Origin of the sequence: Thalassotalea sp. ND16A (genome assembly GCF_000764205.1) — a bacterium.
Lineage (GTDB): Bacteria > Pseudomonadota > Gammaproteobacteria > Enterobacterales > Alteromonadaceae > Thalassotalea_A.
Genome location: NZ_JQDZ01000067.1, coordinates 19,793 through 36,320 on the forward strand (window position 1 = coordinate 19,793; position 16,528 = coordinate 36,320).

Below are 16,528 nucleotides of genomic sequence, written 5' to 3' on the forward strand. Positions count from 1 at the left end.
CTTTGAGATTAACATTTATGGCAAAATCTGAGTTGTGCCATTTTGGGTATTTAGAGGTAAGCATCATTTACCAAAAGTTGCTTAAATCTCGAAATGATGGTCTTATCGAATAAGAATATGAAAGCAAAGTAAACCAAAGCTCCGATAATTATCAAACTGCATAAATCCCAAATAGAATTGTCGTAAAACGTATTGTCCATCAACACAAAGTTCACCAAGAACATTGCCGCCCCGGAAATCATTGGTGCTGCAATACTCTTGAGATAATCGAGTGGGTTAATGTCTAAAAATTTAAAAGACCGGCGTAACATCCAAATATAAAAAATAAAATAGCTCAATGACCAGCCAACAGCAGCACCCAAAATCCCCCAATTAAGTCCTATCAGTACAGATGGAGGAATAACCACGCATAAAACAGCTAAGTTCTTAGAGTTAAACTTCGGGTGACCAATGCCTGCTATAGCGGATTGTGTGGCAAGCTGATAAATGCGAAAAGGCATAACCACAGCTAAAACTTGAATAATTACTGTTGCATCTGCCCATTTTTCTCCTAATAAGACTTCTACTAAAGGTTGCGCAACAGACGCCAGCCCCCAAAAAACAGGAAAGGCCAAAAAGGCAATGATTTTACTGCTTTGTAAATAATAATATGCCACATGGCGAGGGTTTTCTTTGACATTGGCATAGCCAACATAACTTACCTCATTTAGGGTTTGTGCCACTTTTTCCAAAGGCAGATTAGCCAATTGACTGCCGACTGAATAATAACCCAAAGACTCGGATCCAAGAAGTTTACCAATAATCAGGGCATCCGCTTTGAGGAAAATAAAGGTAAGCAGACTGTTAACCATGGTGAACAAACCAAAATTAAAATAATAATAAAAATCTGAAAAGTCCATGGTAAAGAAATATTTACTTTTGACGCTCAAGTTTAACAATAAAACTAAAATTAGCGTAGATGCTAAATTGCCCAGAATAATTGACCATAAGCCGAAGCCATTTAGTGCCAATATTAGCGAGGTAACTGAATTGGTTACCGCTTTAACTAATTGAATTAAAGACAATCGCTTAAAATTCATTTCACGCTTTAAAATGCCCTCGGGAACGATAGTAAAAGATATCAGAAACACATTAAAACTGAGTACTTTGATGATGTTTTCAAGTTGCGGTATGGCAAACCAGTTAGCAATCAAATCAGCAGTTAAAAGCAATATCAAAACGAGTAATATATTGACAGTAAAAGCCAGTGTTAATACTTGCGAGTATAGCTTATCATCCTGTTCTTTTTTCTGTACTAACACATCAGATAAGCCACTCACCCCCAGAGCAACCGCTAAACCAATCATTGCCGTTGAAATTTCAATGATCCCATAGTCTTCGGGCGTAAGGATACGAATTATGGTAAAAGTTACTACCCATGAAAAAATTTGTGCAAATAACTTGGCAGAGAGCGACCATTTCACACCAGATACCACTCGCGATTTAATGTCTAACATAACCCTCTAAAGCCCACTAATGTTTTCGAAAATCTTAGATAATTCGCCAGCTCGATGCTTACGTTCATATTTTTCGGCCACTCTGGAGATATTTTGCTTATCGTCGATTAAAGATAATATTTTTTCACAAACATCATCTTTACTTTCAGCGACGTAACAACCTGGCTCTTGCGCTAAAACTCTTGCCGTTTCACTGTCATTAGGAGTTACCGCAAATATTCTTTTATTGGTTGCAAAGTACTCATAGATTTTACTCGGCATTTGACTGAAACAAATTTTCCCTTGTATCACCAGTAAAGCATCGGCCGTTTGCATCTCGAATAAGCAACTTTTATGATCAATGACAGGCTTAAATTCGACAATATCAGCAATATTATTTTCGATAATCATTTTTTCATAACTAGTGCCGCACTTCGCTCCTCTAAAACGCAGCAGAAAGTTGGTGTTATTGATTAAGTTTTTCTTTTTAAGCAGTGCTAAAGCACTAAATAACTCGCTGGGATCGCGAAATGGAGAATAAATGGTTCCGGTATGTAACATTACAAAGCGATTTGAGTTTTTTTCTTGCTTTAAAGAAAAATCAAAATTGCTAAGATCGACGCCATTTTCAATCGTTTCAAACTTAGTTGCTAGCTCATCCGGATATAGTCGCCGATACATTTTCTCAGCAGTGTTTGTGGTAAAAATGGCCTTACTACAATAAGCAATCACTCTTTTTTCAATCCACCGATGTAATTTAAATGATTGGTAAACACTTTCATCATAATGACATTGTAGTGGGTCTCTAAAATCAACGACCCAAGGCGTTGCGGTTATTTTGGCGATAAGCCCGGCAACCACATGGCTGGTTAAGCTGGGGGAGCTTGAAAAAATAATTGCTGGCTGATGCTTTTTAATTAACCACACTCCTTTAAAAAAAGCGGTAAAGACCCAGCTGACATAACGATCGGGGATGGTACAAAAAGAAAAATACTTCCCCTTATAAGATAAATACTTTACCGTATCCAAACAAAATGAGCGGTGAACGTTACCTTCGTCTTGGTAACCGTCATCTAACGCATCGAGATTATGGGTTGACACATTTACCGTTAGCACCTTGGCTAACCAACCAAATTCAGGTAAATTCATTGAAAATTTGTATATTCTTTCGGTGCCAGGACTGCGACAAGGCGGATAATCAATGGCGACAAATAACACAGATTTATCCATAATGTTTTACCTTGTTTTTATTGAAGTGGTGACACAAACGTATTCCAAAGCGAGCTACATTTTTATCCCATGGGGTATAACGAGGAATTGCCAAAACATCTGAACCTGGGGTAAAGCACCCCCAGTCAGTAGCCAATGCGCAGTGAAAACCTAACGTTAGCAGCATTTTTTTATGGGTATTGGTAAAGTCTCTACCAAATTTACCATTGGGGTAAGCAAAATATTGGATATTACTGTTAGTGATACTTTCCAGAATTTTTTTTGACTTGATAATTTCTTGCAAAGCAACATCATCATTTTCCATGGATAAAATCGGATGTTGGTGAGTATGAGAACCTATGGTCATGCCCGCATTTTTTATCGCGACGATTTTATTTTTAGTTAAAAATACATTGTCACTTACATCGACATCTAAAATTGAAATTAATTGTGCGATCGATTCTTCACGCTCGGCCAGACTCATGAATTTGTAAGCGATATGTAATTCTTGATAAGCAAGTTTTCGCTGTGCTGTTGTTGCGATAGATTGATCTCGATTGAAAACCCCTTGAATCGATGTTTTTGATGTCCGATGAACAGCATTAAATATTTTATCATTCCACAACAACCCTTGTTCGATACCGATTGTGGTAATGAAAAAAGCACCCTTAATGTTTAACTCATCAAGTATTGGCGTAATCACCGAATAACTGTCTTCGTAACCATCGTCTACGGTAATGACCACAGAGAGCGGGGGAACATTTTTTTCGGCAATAAGCTGCATCATCTCGGGCAGTGATATGACATTGAAATGTGACTTCAAAAACATCATTTTACGCTGAAATTCAGCGACATCCATGCCACCATCATCATGGTTAACTCGGTGAAAGTTTAAAACAGTCGCTTTGTTTCTTTCACTATTTGCCACCACCATCCGGTAGCATTGAAAAAACCAATTTTCTATTTTATTTTTTGCGTTCATTAAATTCAATTATCTCAACTCTTACCATCGACTAAAGTCTAAAAATATATTACCGTTAAAATATTAGCCATTAAGCACTCTATGCTTCAACACATAAGAGATACCAATAAATGCAAAAATCAAATCAAAATACGCCAAGCTGACACTGGCGCCTGTTACCCCATAACCGACCAAGGATACCGTTAGCAGCATACTTAAATTGCCACACCACTCGATGCCTTTTTGCTTTGCTCTTTTTGCGACCCGATTCAATCTCATAAAAACTCCGAGTAAAATCATCAGATATAAAGCCAAGCCGAGGTAACCGAGGTCACCTAAAACTTGAAAGTAAATGCTGTGCGCCGCCTTCGGTTTGACGCTATCCGGCACCGACGGCGTTTTAATCCCGCCAAATTCATCAATAGCCCCTTTATAAATTCTCCATGCTATTGGATCTTGGCTAGCAAAAAAGCCGTTGCCAAATACGTTATCATTAGCAATTTTAACGGAAATTTTCCAAGCCCAAAGTCGCCCGATAAATGAATTATCTTGCTGTACAGTGGCAACCGTATCCATTCTTTGCGTCCATTCAGTCGGTATAAAAGGCACGGCAACAGCGAGGCTTGTAGCAACAATTGCGGACCATAATAGTTTTCTGTTCGAGCGAATAAAAAAATACAGGCTGATAACGAATAAGCCGACAAATCCAGCACGTGAAAAAGTACCAATGACGGCGACAATGTTTAAAACAAGTAAAGCAATCAATCCAATGCGTAACCATTGATGTTTGACTTCACCGATCAAATAAATAATCAATGGTAAAGACATATTGATAGCAACGGCGAGATCATTTCGGTCAGCCAATAAGTATCCTTCGATACCCGATATACGGTGACCTCCCAGGGACGCTATAAATTTAATGCCCTCCATGCCAGCATAGGATGAAATTGATAAAATGATTGCCCAAATCAAGGTGTCAATATGTATTTTTTTATAGGCAACAACCGTGATAGCAAAATAAAAGAGTAACACTTTAGAGAATTCTTCAAACTTTGCCCAGACGATTTCATTAAGTAAAGATTCTGAAGAAAGTGAGCTAAACAATGCAATAACCCAAAGAAAAAGAATCAATACTGTGATGCCATCCAATTGCAGCTTAGCTTTGTTTTTCACGAATAAATAACTAACAAACGTGAGTATGACAACCGTGAGGTTCATCCTAAAATTATTTGAAAAACCCCAGGCCCATCCTGCCGGGTAGGCAAAGGTGATCCATGCCCAGGCGCTCACCCCAATAAACGGTTTACGCAAAGAATAGTAAATTATGACCATGAATAAGAGTGTTACCGCAATATCGCGCATCAATCATCCTTCTTATTAGAGTCTTCATCATTATCTTTTGATGTCGCCCAAAAAAACAAATACATAAGACAGCCAACGTCGACAATATAATATAAAGAATCAATCATCGCCTAGCCTTGTATTTTACTGATGACATAACGAAATTTTCCCGACTTTTCGGCGGCAATATATGCAACTTCGTCAATTTCTATCGTCACGCTTGCTCCCAGCCTGGCTTTAAAGCCAGCCGTAATTGCTGCTGTTAATGCCTCCGTTAATTGATTGGTTGGCACCAATAATATTCGAACAAAGCGCTTACTTTCTTGAATTATTTTAAATTCGGAAATGCCTTCTAATCCTCGTAGGATATAAATGAGAGCCAAACCATGCATCTTGGTACCGTCTTCGGCAACAATAAAATCAGTGGTTCTTCCTTCGATGTCTTTGAGTATCGGCAACCCTCTGCCACATGAGCATGCGTCGGTATCAATAGTACCAATATCCCCGGTTTTGTAGCGAATGAAGGGAAAATCAGAGGTGGCCAAGTGGGTAATTACAATCTCACCCGATTCGCCATGACTTAACGGCTTGTCATCTTCGTCGATGATTTCAACTATGATGTCTTCAGCAGATAAATGCATCTTGCCTTGTGGACATTGATGAGCGATAAAGCCGGCATCACGGCCGCCATAACCATTTGCCACCGGTGCATTAAATACCGTTTCGATAGTGTCACGCTGCTCGGGATATAAGCGCTCAGAGGTGACAAAAACAACTTTGATCCCCAACTGGGTCAAATCAATATGATGCTGTTGTGCCGTTTTAGCGATTAACGAAAAAACCGAAGGATAACCAAATAACATTTTAGGTTTAACCGATTTTATTTCATCAATAAAACCTAGCAGTTTTTGCTCTGTTAAATCGAATGCGGGTAACAGCCTTGAACGCAATAATTTATCTCTGAATAATCTCATTTTATCCTGTGAGTTCAATTCGATAGGTGAACCCCAGGCAACAATCTCTTTATCACCAATATCCACCCCCCACCATCTTGTTGCTCGCCACTTTTCGGCAACATCATGGCTTACTCTTTCATTACCCAGCAAAAACTGCAAAGGCGAGCCGCTTGAACCTCCAGTCGTGAATAAAGTGACCGGGCCCGACTTATTGGATTTTAACTCGTCAAAATTTTCACGGACAATAGTCTTGGTTAAAAAAGGCAACTGGGCTAAATCAGCGACAGATTTAATCTGATTTGGCTGCAAGTTAGCGTCGGCAAAAACCTTTCTGAAGTAAGGCACATCGTTGACCGTTTTTTGTAGAAAGTTGCTCAGTCTGGCGTCCTGTGCTGCAAGTATTTTGTTTGTTGAGAACCATTGGGATTGTTCCAAAGATTTACGAATGGCGACGGTATTATGCTTTTTGATCTGCTCATGCAGCGGAAACAATACCTTAGCCACAAATTTAGTGTAGAAACTAGTCATGAGTGACCCTTTGTTGAATTTGAGTAAAAATCCTTTGCAGATCATTGACCCTCTTTTGCCAACAATTGTCTTGCGCGTATGCTCTCAACTTTTCCCGTGACCAATCTTTTTCAAGCATCTCGCACATGGTTGTTGGCAGCCCATCATCGTCATTTATTCCAATAATGTTGCCAAACTCACTGGCCGAAACCACCTCGGCATTGCCACCAACATCGGATGCTAAAACAGGAATTTCGCATGCCATAGCCTCCAGAATCACATTTGCCCAGCCTTCATTCGAACTCATTAAGACGAATATGTCTGCGGCACTTAAATAAAACTTTAATTCTTCAGGCGCGAGTTTTCCCAAAAAATGTACGTTATCAGCAACACCTAAATTTCCAGCAAGGTTTTCTAATTCAGTTTTATTATTGCCCTCAGAAGTTTCTCCTCCCACGATTAAATAATGCATATTACTGTGCTTATTCATTACTTTCGGCATCGCGCTGAGAACTTTGTCAAAACCTTTGCGCTTAACCAAGCCGCCGACAGTAATGAATACTTTCGCGTCTTTCGTTATTTTCAATTCACTTCTAATGTCTTTATCGATGGAATAATGAAATTTTTCATCATCGACACCATTGCCAACAACGAGAAATTTATTCGCATTTGCGCCTAAGTTTATTGCTAAATTTCTCAATGAATTAGACACACAAATGACTTTGTCCGCACTCTTCCATGCGAACAGCATCGCCGCCCTCTTTTTATGATGAAGGCTGTGAGGTGCTTCTGTGCCGCGCATGGTAATGGTCAAAGTTTTATTCAATGTCTGTTTTAACTTAGCCCCGGCATAGCCATCGGGATAGCTGAAATGAGCATCAATATGACTGAAGGTTTGCGTTAAATTATTTTTTTGCAAATATTTTTTAACCGCTTTGGCCATAAAGAAGCCATCAAATCGACGCCCCAAAAGCGGAATAGCAAAGAATGTTGGAAAATGAACTGAAATATTGTTTTGTGTTTCTTGTTCTCTGGGATAGTTTCGATACTTGGGTTTAATCAACCTGATCAAGCTATCTAAGGGTGACCAGGGTTTCGGTGAAACGACAAATAGTGGCATATATTGTGCGACACGAAACATTCGTTCTCTAACAAACAACCCGGCACTGAGTTCAGCACTATTTGGAAACAAAGAACTCAATACCATGATCTTGACGCCAGTAAGCTTCTCCATTTATTTTATCGCCAATGTTGGTGAATATAACTTTGCGTAAACCTGACAGTAATTGCCAACACTTTCTTGCCAATTGCGAACGTTTTCGACATAGCTTCGACCATTAACGAATATATCTGTCCATTGATCTGCGCTGGCTAAAATTTCTAATGTTCGCTGAGTTAATTGTTCAATATCATCGGCTTTAAATAAGAAACCATTGTCGTTATCATTGATCAATTCACGATGACCGCCAACATCCGAAGCCAGTACTAATTTCCCTTGCGCCATCGCTTCTAAGGGTTTTAAAGGGGTAACCAGTTCGGTTAATCGCATTGATTTTCGTGGGTAGACTAATAAATCGACCAAGCTATAATATTTGCTCACTTGGGCATGAGGCACTCGACCAATAAAAATAATTTTATCTCGCAAATGTAGTCGACTGGCTTGCGCTTTTAATGCATTTTCTTGTGGTCCACCACCAACGAGTAACAATCGGACATTTGGATTTTTTGCGAGCATGCCGGGCATGGCTGCGATTAATAAATCTAGCCCTTCATAAGCGTAAAAGGATCCTAAGAAACCCAATACCTGACAGCCCGATAATTGCACTTTCAATTCGAGTTCAGCATCTTTATTGGTGATTACCTTAAATTGTTCAATGTTTACCGCGTTAGGGATCACGGTGATTTTATTTTCATTTAATCCTCGGGCAATTAAGTCTTGCTTTAACCCCTGGCAAATTGTGGTTACTGCATCCGCTTTATTAATGACATAAGTTTCAAGTGCTCGAGTTAATTGATAACGTAAATCGCCTTCTTTACAGCTGCCGTGATCTACGGCAGCATCTTCCCAAAAAGCCCGGATTTCATAGACCACAGGCAAGTTCGTCGCTTTGCCGGCTTGCAGTGCTGCAAGGCCATTCAAAGCGGGAGAATGAGCGTGAATAATATTGGGCTTTTCCAGAGCAATAACGTCTAATATTCTTTGTCTCATTGGTGCTAAGTAGGATGCTTGCTCCAGTGCCGGCAATTTACTTAACAAGCCAGAGATCGGCGCCGAACGATAAAATTTTAAGCCATCAACGATTTCATCAAAAATTTCGTCATTACCATGCTTGGGGCTAGTCACATGGCAGGTTTTTATGCCTAACAGCTTTTGCTGGTTAAGTATTGAGCGAGAACGAAAGCTATAACCGCTATGAATGGGTATTGAATGATCAAATACATGTAGCACCTTCACTTATTGACCTCCCACATGCTGGCGCAAAAATGATTCAAACATCATCAATGACCATATCGAGGCACTATTATCTCTTATGCCTTTACTGTGTTGGTCGATTAAAGTGCGCAGCTGTTTTTCATTAAAGTAGCCAGTATTTAGCATAGCTTTTGACAGTAAGCTATCCTCAACCTTGGCTTTTAATTCTCCCCTAAACCACTGGGCAAGTGGTGCCGAAAAGCCCATTTTGCTACGATATAAAACGTCATTAGGCAAGTGCGGTTCCAGCGCTTGTTTTAATGACTTTTTGCCCACACCAAGCGTTAAATTTAGCTGTGATGGTACAGAAAAACCCCATTCAACAAATTTATGATCTAAAAATGGTACTCTTACCTCCAGTGAATGGGCCATGCTGGCCCTGTCGACTTTGGTCAAAATATCGCCGACCAAATAGGTCTTCATATCTAAGTATTGCGCGATTTTTATTGGATCAAGAGAGCTGACTTTATCTTTATATTGGTTGAACACTTCGAGTGAAGAATAGCCATTGAGTCGTTGTTTAAAGTCAGTGGAAAATAATTTTTGCCGTTCGTCTTTACGCAGTATCGACATTGAGTTGTGATAACCTTCAATGGTATCGAGTGCCATCGATTGGAAGGTGGTTTTAGCGCGAAAGCATTTAGGTGCCCAATCCATCTTCGGGTATATTGCCCCTAATGGCGCAAACAGCGTTTTGCGTAAACCTAAAGGCAAAAGCTTGCGTATTTTCTCTTCATTATTGTGTAAGCGATAACGACCGTAGCCCGCAAATAGTTCATCCGCACCATCACCGGAGAGTGCTACGGTGACATGTTTTCTGGCCAACTCACAAACCCGATAGGTTGGCATTGCCGAGCTGTCTGCATAGGGCTCATCATAGAGTAAGGCCAACTCATCAATCAGTTCAAAATCATTCTGGCTCACCGTTTCTTCACGATGATTGGTTTGATAACGAGCAGCTACTGAACGGGCAAATTCAGTTTCATTAAATGCTTTAGCATCAAAGCCAATAGAGCAGGTATTGACCGGATCAGATTGTAATTGCGACATCAAAGCCACAACCCCGCTGGAGTCAACACCGCCAGACAAAAAGGCACCGAGTTCAACATCGGCAACCATGCGCATTGCTACCGCTTCTTTAAGCCGTTCCACCAGTTGTTCATTAATCTCAGCGGCGCTCCTTGAATATTCAAAATGGGTTGGCACATCCCAATACTCCTGACTCTGCGGAAGCTGTTTATCATTTTTTTTAACTACCAATCTATGTCCGGGTGGAAGCTTGTATGCCTGCTGATATACGGTGTAAGGTTCGGGGATATAACCAAAGGTGAAATAATCTTCAATGGTAGTATCACGTAACGATTTATCAAATAATGGATGAGCCGTTAACACTTTTAATTCTGAGCCAAAAATGAAGTGACCATCATCTAACCGACTATAAAACAATGGTTTAATACCCAACCTGTCTCGGGCGATAAATAACTGCTGTTTATTTCTATCCCATATGGCAAAGGCAAACATGCCGCGAAGGTGATGAACGCAGTCCTCGCCCCACTCCAAATAGGCATTCACTATTGTTTCGGTATCGCCGTCAGTATTGAAGCGATACCCTTTCGCAGATAACTCTTTATGGAGCTCTTTAAAATTGTATATTTCACCATTAAAAACAATAACTACGCGCTTGCAAGCACTTGTCATCGGCTGCGGGCTACCCTCTAAGTCAATAATAGAAAGCCTGCGGTGAGCTAATGCGAGTCCGGGATCAAAAAAATAGTCGCCAGCATCTGGACCACGATGAAATTGTCGATTATTCATTGTGGTGATTATTTCTGGCTCTATTTGATGATTTGCGGATATGTGGAAAATCCCGGCGATGCCGCACATTAAAGTAACCCTTTGTTATTTTTTTGGTATATTGCTCGGTACCTATTAACCATAGACACTAAACTGAAATTTTTCACACAATGCTCCCTATTTAATTTACTATTTTTAGAAATATATTCAGGTGCATCAATGTATTGCTGCATAGCCTGGATTAATTGCTGATCATTATTTACTTCAACCAGATGAGAGTTTTGTAGTTCGGTTAGGATTAAATCGCCATTACCACCAACCTTAGTGGCGATCACAGGTAAGCCAGTTGCCATAGCTTCCAAAATTGTGTTTGATACGCCCTCAGCCAATGAGGGCAAGACAAAGACATCCATCTGTTGCATTAAGGAATTAACATCACTACGGTTACCGGCAAAGAAAACTGCTGAGCCGGCATTGGCGCCAGCCACCATGTCTTTCAATCGGTCAGCTAAAACGCCGTCCCCGACAATCACCAGTCTTAGCTGTGGATTGTGCTGCCATAACCGGAGAAAGGCTCTTAGCAGAAACGCCTGGTTCTTTACTTCGGCCAAACGACCTACGGTGCCAAAGACAATGGCAGTGTCATCGGCAAAACCGGCAGGCAAATGCTTCCTGTTTTTATTGGGAGCAAAGAGTGTGGTATCGACACCATTGCAGATATGGTTTATCTTCTGTGGGTTTACCGAAATCTTATCTTTTAAATAGGTGACGGCTTCATTTGACAAGGCAACATATTGACTGATTAGCGGTTTAAGGATTCGACGTATTTTCTGATATTTTTCATTTGTGCCGCCAAGATCAGTAACATCCCAGCCATGCTCACCATGTATTCGGTACGAAATTCCCGCTAAAAAAGCAATTAATTGTGCCTCTAACGCATTTAAATTTCGGGAATGTACAATATCAGGTTTCAGCGTTCGTAAAATCCGCCAACATGCAAACAACCAGGACAGACCTTTACCCGGGATTTTATTAAGGTCATAGTAGCGAGTATTGTTACCGGTAATTCTTTTAATAAAATCTTTATCGTGATTGGTAATGCAAACAATGCTATGCCAATAGTCTTTTTCGGGTAAGTTATTTATCAAATTTACGACGCCATTCTCGAGCCCCCCGGTGGCGAAAGAATAAACCACATGTACGATATGTATTGGCTGCGATGACGCTGAATGTTTACTCATAAACAACACTTGCCAGCGACTGCCAATCCAATTCGCTGATTTGCTTTACTATGTCATATTCAGAGCCATTAACCATTGAAAAGGCAACGATTTCAACCTTCGAATCGGGTTTGTTATAGACAAATATCGCTTGCAGAAGCTTTACCAGCGCCTTATTGGTTAAATTATAATTAGCGACTTTAAACCAATAAATTAACACTCGCTCCGTACCTCGACTATCCCTTAACAAAAGATATCTGGCCGAATGCTCTTTTATGGTAATATTTTTTGTGCTAATCACAGTCCAACGCTGAGAATTATATTCCTTATTTTCCCAGCCAATAAGTTCACCTTGTGTTTGTTTATTGGCAAATACTGCGCGAAAATGTTCTAAACCTTTTGCATCGATTACATGGGAACGTCGCAAGCCATTGTTATAGGTGATCCCCCAATTGGATATTGCCACGGACTGAAAGTTATCATCTTCGCTGATTGCAGGATGAGGACTGTCGGGAATACCGGTAGCAGTAATATTGCTAATCATCAGTTGCGTACTGAACAACATTACCAGCAATATCAGTGGCGAACCCAATTGAACTGATTTTACCAAGGCTTTAGTGGCAGGTTTTTGTTGAGCGGTTACTTCCGGATCGGCAAACTTACTACCCAGATAAAACATTAATGCGATGACAAAACCAAAGAACACCCAGCCATAAACTAAATGATCGGCACCAGTAGCATATTTCATATCCGAGTAATGGGCGATAAGTACGATACCGAACGCTCTGATACCGTTGGCAATGATAGGTAAAACCGCCGAAAATAAAATAAAAAGTAGCTGCTTCTGCAGACGGGTGTAAGTTAAATGGGCAAATAAAGTGCCAACGGCAATCGAGGCAATTAAATAACGTATTCCTGAACATGCCACGGCCACTTCAAACAGGCCGGTCGGGATTTGAATGTATAAGCCGTCCCTAAATACAGGGATACCAACGAAGTTTAGCAAAAAAACGGTAAACCATGCCGTAACATCTTGCAGTATGGGAATTAAATTTTCCCCCATAGGTATCGCCAGCAATAAATACGCGAGTGGAAATTTGTAGCGCCAGGCAAGTTTATTACCAAGCAGCAACCATAAAATGCCAATCAAGGTGAGCACTGCCGCCCACTGCCCAAGCACATTTACATCGGCCGCGAAAGCAAATAACCAGACGATTAAAGCGGCAAAAATAAGTGTTAACGGCCACCAGCTCATTTGGACATCACTGGCAAGTAAATACTCTTTATCACGCCAGAATAACCATAACGATATTGGCAAAATAAAATAGCCATGAGCGAATGTCTCAGACTTACGCCAAATAGCCTCCATGCTAAGCAACGCATCACTGTAGACATATAGCCAACAAGATAAAAACAGCATAAGCAGAGTGATAAATCGAATATCAGATATTTTCATTAAAAGCCCCATCCTGTTGAAATAGCTGGTTCAAAGGCGCTAATGTTTGCTGCCAGGTGAAATGGTGCATAATCCATGCACGATTATCGCAATTGTCCACATTATCAACGGCCAGTGCCTGACCTTGCTCTAAGTGCTTAATGCAGCAATCAGCAAATACCTGACAATCATCAACAATATCAATATCAGCACTGCGCCTGGCATTAATCCCTGCCATAGCCATTGAGGTTACTACTATCGCTTTATTTAATGACATCGCTTCGAGCACTTTATTTTGGATGCCTCTGGCGATTTGCAGTGGCGCCACAATGCAATCGGCTTTACCAATGAATGGCCTGACATCTTTGACTCTGCCGGTAACAAGGACACCCTTTTGCCGTGCTAAAGCCTGCACCTCTGCGCTTGGGTTGCCGCCGACGATGCAAAAAATAGCATCTGGTTGTTGCTTTAAGATTAGCGGCCAAACAAACTGGTTAAACCATATTACCGCATCAACATTTGCCCAATAATCCATGGCGCCGGTAAAACAGATGAATGGCACTTTCGGCACTAAGGGCTCATGATCAAACTGGCCATTGGGATCAAAATATTTTATATCGACACCATTTAATAGCCCTTTGACCTTGCTTTGTAAGGCTTTCGGTTGCCGCTCTTTAAACAACTCAGCTTCATCGGCAGAGACGAACAGACTATGGTTAAAAAGCAAACAAATTTCATCCTCAAATTTTGCCAAAAGTTGCTGTTCCCGAGTATAAAACCAGCGAGCAATACCTGTTTTTTTCTCGGCATACTGCCGCCACTTGTCTGAGTCAACATCGACAAAATCGATGACTCTCTCTAATGAATTAAATTTACTTTGTTGGCAATATTGCGCCATCGATGAGGAGTAGATAAAAATTTTACCAATCTGCTGCTCTGCTATAATCGCATCGACCCAGAGCTGCATTTTACGATTAAAATAATAAGGCAAAGTTATCGGTTTAGCATTGATAAAACCGCTTAAGCCTTTCACTTTCGCCAACAATTTATTTTGTTTTAGACAATAAAGCGATTTACAGTACTTGTTGAGCTCAGCAACAAATTGCTGATCAAATGGATCATCAATAAAACAGCCTAAATGCACATCAAATTGCTCACCTAACTTTTTCAACATGTTAAACGAGCGGATCTTATCGCCTTTGTTTGGCGGAAACGGAATGCGATGCGCTAAAAATAACAACGATGGCTTTTTCATGCTGATTATCCCAAACTCTTCGCGAGAAATGGCCCAAGCAACCGGCTCAATGGCAAGGGCAGCAACTGCCATAACTTAACCAGCAATTTATACTTGGGATTGTTAGGGCTTAAATTTGGCAGTTGTTTTGACTTAACCAAGTGGTAATAATAATAAAGCGGCTGCGGTTCAATGCCCCAATGTTTTTTGTATTGATAGGCGCCGCTATTGTTTTTACTACGACCAAAATCAAAGCTTTTTACGCCTAAACCTGCCGCTTCACACATTAACTGATAGTAGATGAAGTCCATGCTCTTATTACGTTTAGCGTCGGTACTGGCACCAGCATAATACGGGATAACTTGGTCTTTAAAATAAAAGCTCAATACACTGCTCTGGCCTTTTTGGCTCTGGTCAAACACCGCATGAATCACACTACGTTCGGCAAAAACCTCAGCTAACTGATGAAAATATTTTCGACTCATAACCGGCGTTCCCAAGTTACGATAGCTCAGTGAAAATAAGTGATAAAACTGCTTCAGGTCGGTTTTGCCAAAGGAAAGCTGGTTGTTTAATGAGTGCCGTATTACCGCCCGCTGCTTCTTCTTTATCGACGCTAATATTTGTTCTGGATTTGCGGCAATGGGACAATCAAAGGTCGAATGATGCTGAACTAACTGCAGACTAGACTGTTGTTTGCTTTTGTAACGGAGTTCAAGATAATCAACCTGTAATCGCTCCGCTAACTCCATAGCCCTTTGCTCGAGTAGTCGATGAATTTGCTGGTTATCGGCTAATGCACCACCGTAGACACAAAAGGGGGTTGAAATTAAGGCATGCGCAAACAAATGACTTTTTACTTCAACTAACGGCAAAATGCCGACAATTGCACCATCAATGACGGCCACAATGGAATGGTTTTTATGATTAAAGCTTGCTCGCAGCACTTGCTGCCAGCCGCATAAGTGAAAAAAGGTACCTTCTCCATGTTGCTCCACATAGCTGTCCCATCGCTGTTGCATAACTTGTTGAAACGCTATCACTTTAACCATATTGAAATTTTCTGCCAACATAACCTTTATCTTTTTATAAATAGATGTCACTCAAACTACGCCACCGATGTTGTGACAGTAAATTGATTAATTTGTTTTCCATTTTGGCCAAATTTGAGTAGTGCCTAAACTTGGATTTTATTGGCGCTGATGCAAAACGCGGCTGTTCGGGATCGATTTCCCAAGGGTGAAAATAAAAAACATAGGGCATATTTTCACGTTTTAAAAAGGCATTTATCGACGCTAAAGATAACCACAACGGCAATAACCGAAAGTAACCACCACCGGCAATCGGAAAATTAACATTGCCGAACCTCAGGGTTGACATCGGAATTTCTAATATTCCTTGTGCCGTTTTATACGCCTTTCGTGGCCAGGATGGCGTTCCGTATAAATCGTGCTTTACCGGATAAGTACTCGAACTGTATTTAAAACCAAGTTCTTGCAAGACATCGATCACCCATAAATTGTCTTCATTGATGGAAAAGCTTGGTGCTCGATAACCGAGCACCTCGTTACCACTGATATCCTCTAACAGGGTTTTACTCTCGCCGATATCTTTCTTAGCTTGCTCGCGTGTCAGCCCGGTTAATCGTTGATGGTAATAACCATGACTGGCTAATTCGTGGCCATGGCTAACAATCCGTGTTACCAGCTGAGGGTATTTCTGCGCGACCCAACCTAAGACAAAAAAGGTTGCCTTTGCTTCATGTTCGGCCAAAAGCTCAAGCACTCTGTCAGTATTTCTTTCCACTCTATGCTCAAGTTGTGCCCAATCACCTCTCTTGACGATATTTTCAAACGCAGATACATGAAAATAGTCTTCGACATCAATCGTTAAAGCACACTGTTTGTTGTTATTGGTCAACAA

Annotated in this window: 13 protein-coding genes; all 13 read right to left on the reverse strand. The window is 40.7% G+C overall.

The window, feature by feature from the left end:
* Positions 1 to 50: 50 nt before the first annotated feature.
* On the reverse strand, positions 51 to 1,496 hold the full coding sequence (locus ND16A_RS08825; RefSeq protein ID WP_033077713.1) for a lipopolysaccharide biosynthesis protein: 1,446 nt from the start codon (positions 1,494 to 1,496) through the stop codon (positions 51 to 53).
* Positions 1,497 to 1,502: 6 nt separating this feature from the next.
* Entirely contained in the window at positions 1,503 to 2,705 is a 1,203-nt protein-coding gene (locus tag ND16A_RS08820; protein ID WP_052073097.1) for a hypothetical protein, read from the reverse strand.
* Positions 2,698 to 3,666 carry a polysaccharide deacetylase family protein gene (locus tag ND16A_RS08815; RefSeq protein ID WP_033077714.1) on the reverse strand — a complete coding sequence of 323 codons (969 nt, stop codon included), beginning with the start codon at positions 3,664 to 3,666 and terminating at the stop codon, positions 2,698 to 2,700. The genes ND16A_RS08820 and ND16A_RS08815 overlap by 8 nt, the downstream gene beginning before the upstream one ends.
* A 63-nt stretch (positions 3,667 to 3,729) precedes the next feature.
* Positions 3,730 to 5,007 (reverse strand): putative O-glycosylation ligase, exosortase A system-associated, encoded by a 1,278-nt coding sequence (locus ND16A_RS08810; RefSeq protein WP_052073098.1) that lies wholly within the window; start codon positions 5,005 to 5,007, stop codon positions 3,730 to 3,732.
* 110 nt (positions 5,008 to 5,117) lie between these two features.
* Positions 5,118 to 6,470, reverse strand: coding sequence for a phenylacetate--CoA ligase family protein (locus ND16A_RS08805; protein WP_033077715.1), 1,353 nt, complete (start codon positions 6,468 to 6,470; stop codon positions 5,118 to 5,120).
* The gene (locus ND16A_RS08800; protein WP_033077716.1) at positions 6,463 to 7,683 is read right to left on the reverse strand and encodes a glycosyltransferase; all 1,221 of its coding nucleotides are present in this window, start codon (positions 7,681 to 7,683) and stop codon (positions 6,463 to 6,465) included. The genes ND16A_RS08805 and ND16A_RS08800 overlap by 8 nt, the downstream gene beginning before the upstream one ends.
* Positions 7,684 to 8,904 (reverse strand): TIGR04063 family PEP-CTERM/XrtA system glycosyltransferase, encoded by a 1,221-nt coding sequence (locus ND16A_RS08795; RefSeq protein WP_033077717.1) that lies wholly within the window; start codon positions 8,902 to 8,904, stop codon positions 7,684 to 7,686.
* A complete protein-coding gene (locus tag ND16A_RS08790; RefSeq protein WP_033077718.1) occupies positions 8,905 to 10,806 on the reverse strand; it encodes an XrtA/PEP-CTERM system amidotransferase in 1,902 nt (633 codons plus the stop codon). It abuts the gene before it with no gap.
* Positions 10,806 to 11,957, reverse strand: coding sequence for a TIGR03088 family PEP-CTERM/XrtA system glycosyltransferase (locus ND16A_RS08785; RefSeq protein ID WP_033077719.1), 1,152 nt, complete (start codon positions 11,955 to 11,957; stop codon positions 10,806 to 10,808). The genes ND16A_RS08790 and ND16A_RS08785 overlap by 1 nt, the downstream gene beginning before the upstream one ends.
* On the reverse strand, positions 11,950 to 13,392 hold the full coding sequence (xrtA, locus tag ND16A_RS20260; protein WP_052073099.1) for an exosortase A: 1,443 nt from the start codon (positions 13,390 to 13,392) through the stop codon (positions 11,950 to 11,952). The genes ND16A_RS08785 and xrtA overlap by 8 nt, the downstream gene beginning before the upstream one ends.
* On the reverse strand, positions 13,379 to 14,698 hold the full coding sequence (locus ND16A_RS08780) for a TIGR03087 family PEP-CTERM/XrtA system glycosyltransferase (RefSeq protein ID WP_235282112.1): 1,320 nt from the start codon (positions 14,696 to 14,698) through the stop codon (positions 13,379 to 13,381). The genes xrtA and ND16A_RS08780 overlap by 14 nt, the downstream gene beginning before the upstream one ends.
* The gene (locus ND16A_RS08775) at positions 14,632 to 15,678 is read right to left on the reverse strand and encodes a FemAB family XrtA/PEP-CTERM system-associated protein (protein ID WP_152593867.1); all 1,047 of its coding nucleotides are present in this window, start codon (positions 15,676 to 15,678) and stop codon (positions 14,632 to 14,634) included. The genes ND16A_RS08780 and ND16A_RS08775 overlap by 67 nt, the downstream gene beginning before the upstream one ends.
* Positions 15,679 to 15,691: 13 nt before the next feature.
* Entirely contained in the window at positions 15,692 to 16,528 is an 837-nt protein-coding gene (locus ND16A_RS08770) for an XrtA system polysaccharide deacetylase (protein WP_327144503.1), read from the reverse strand.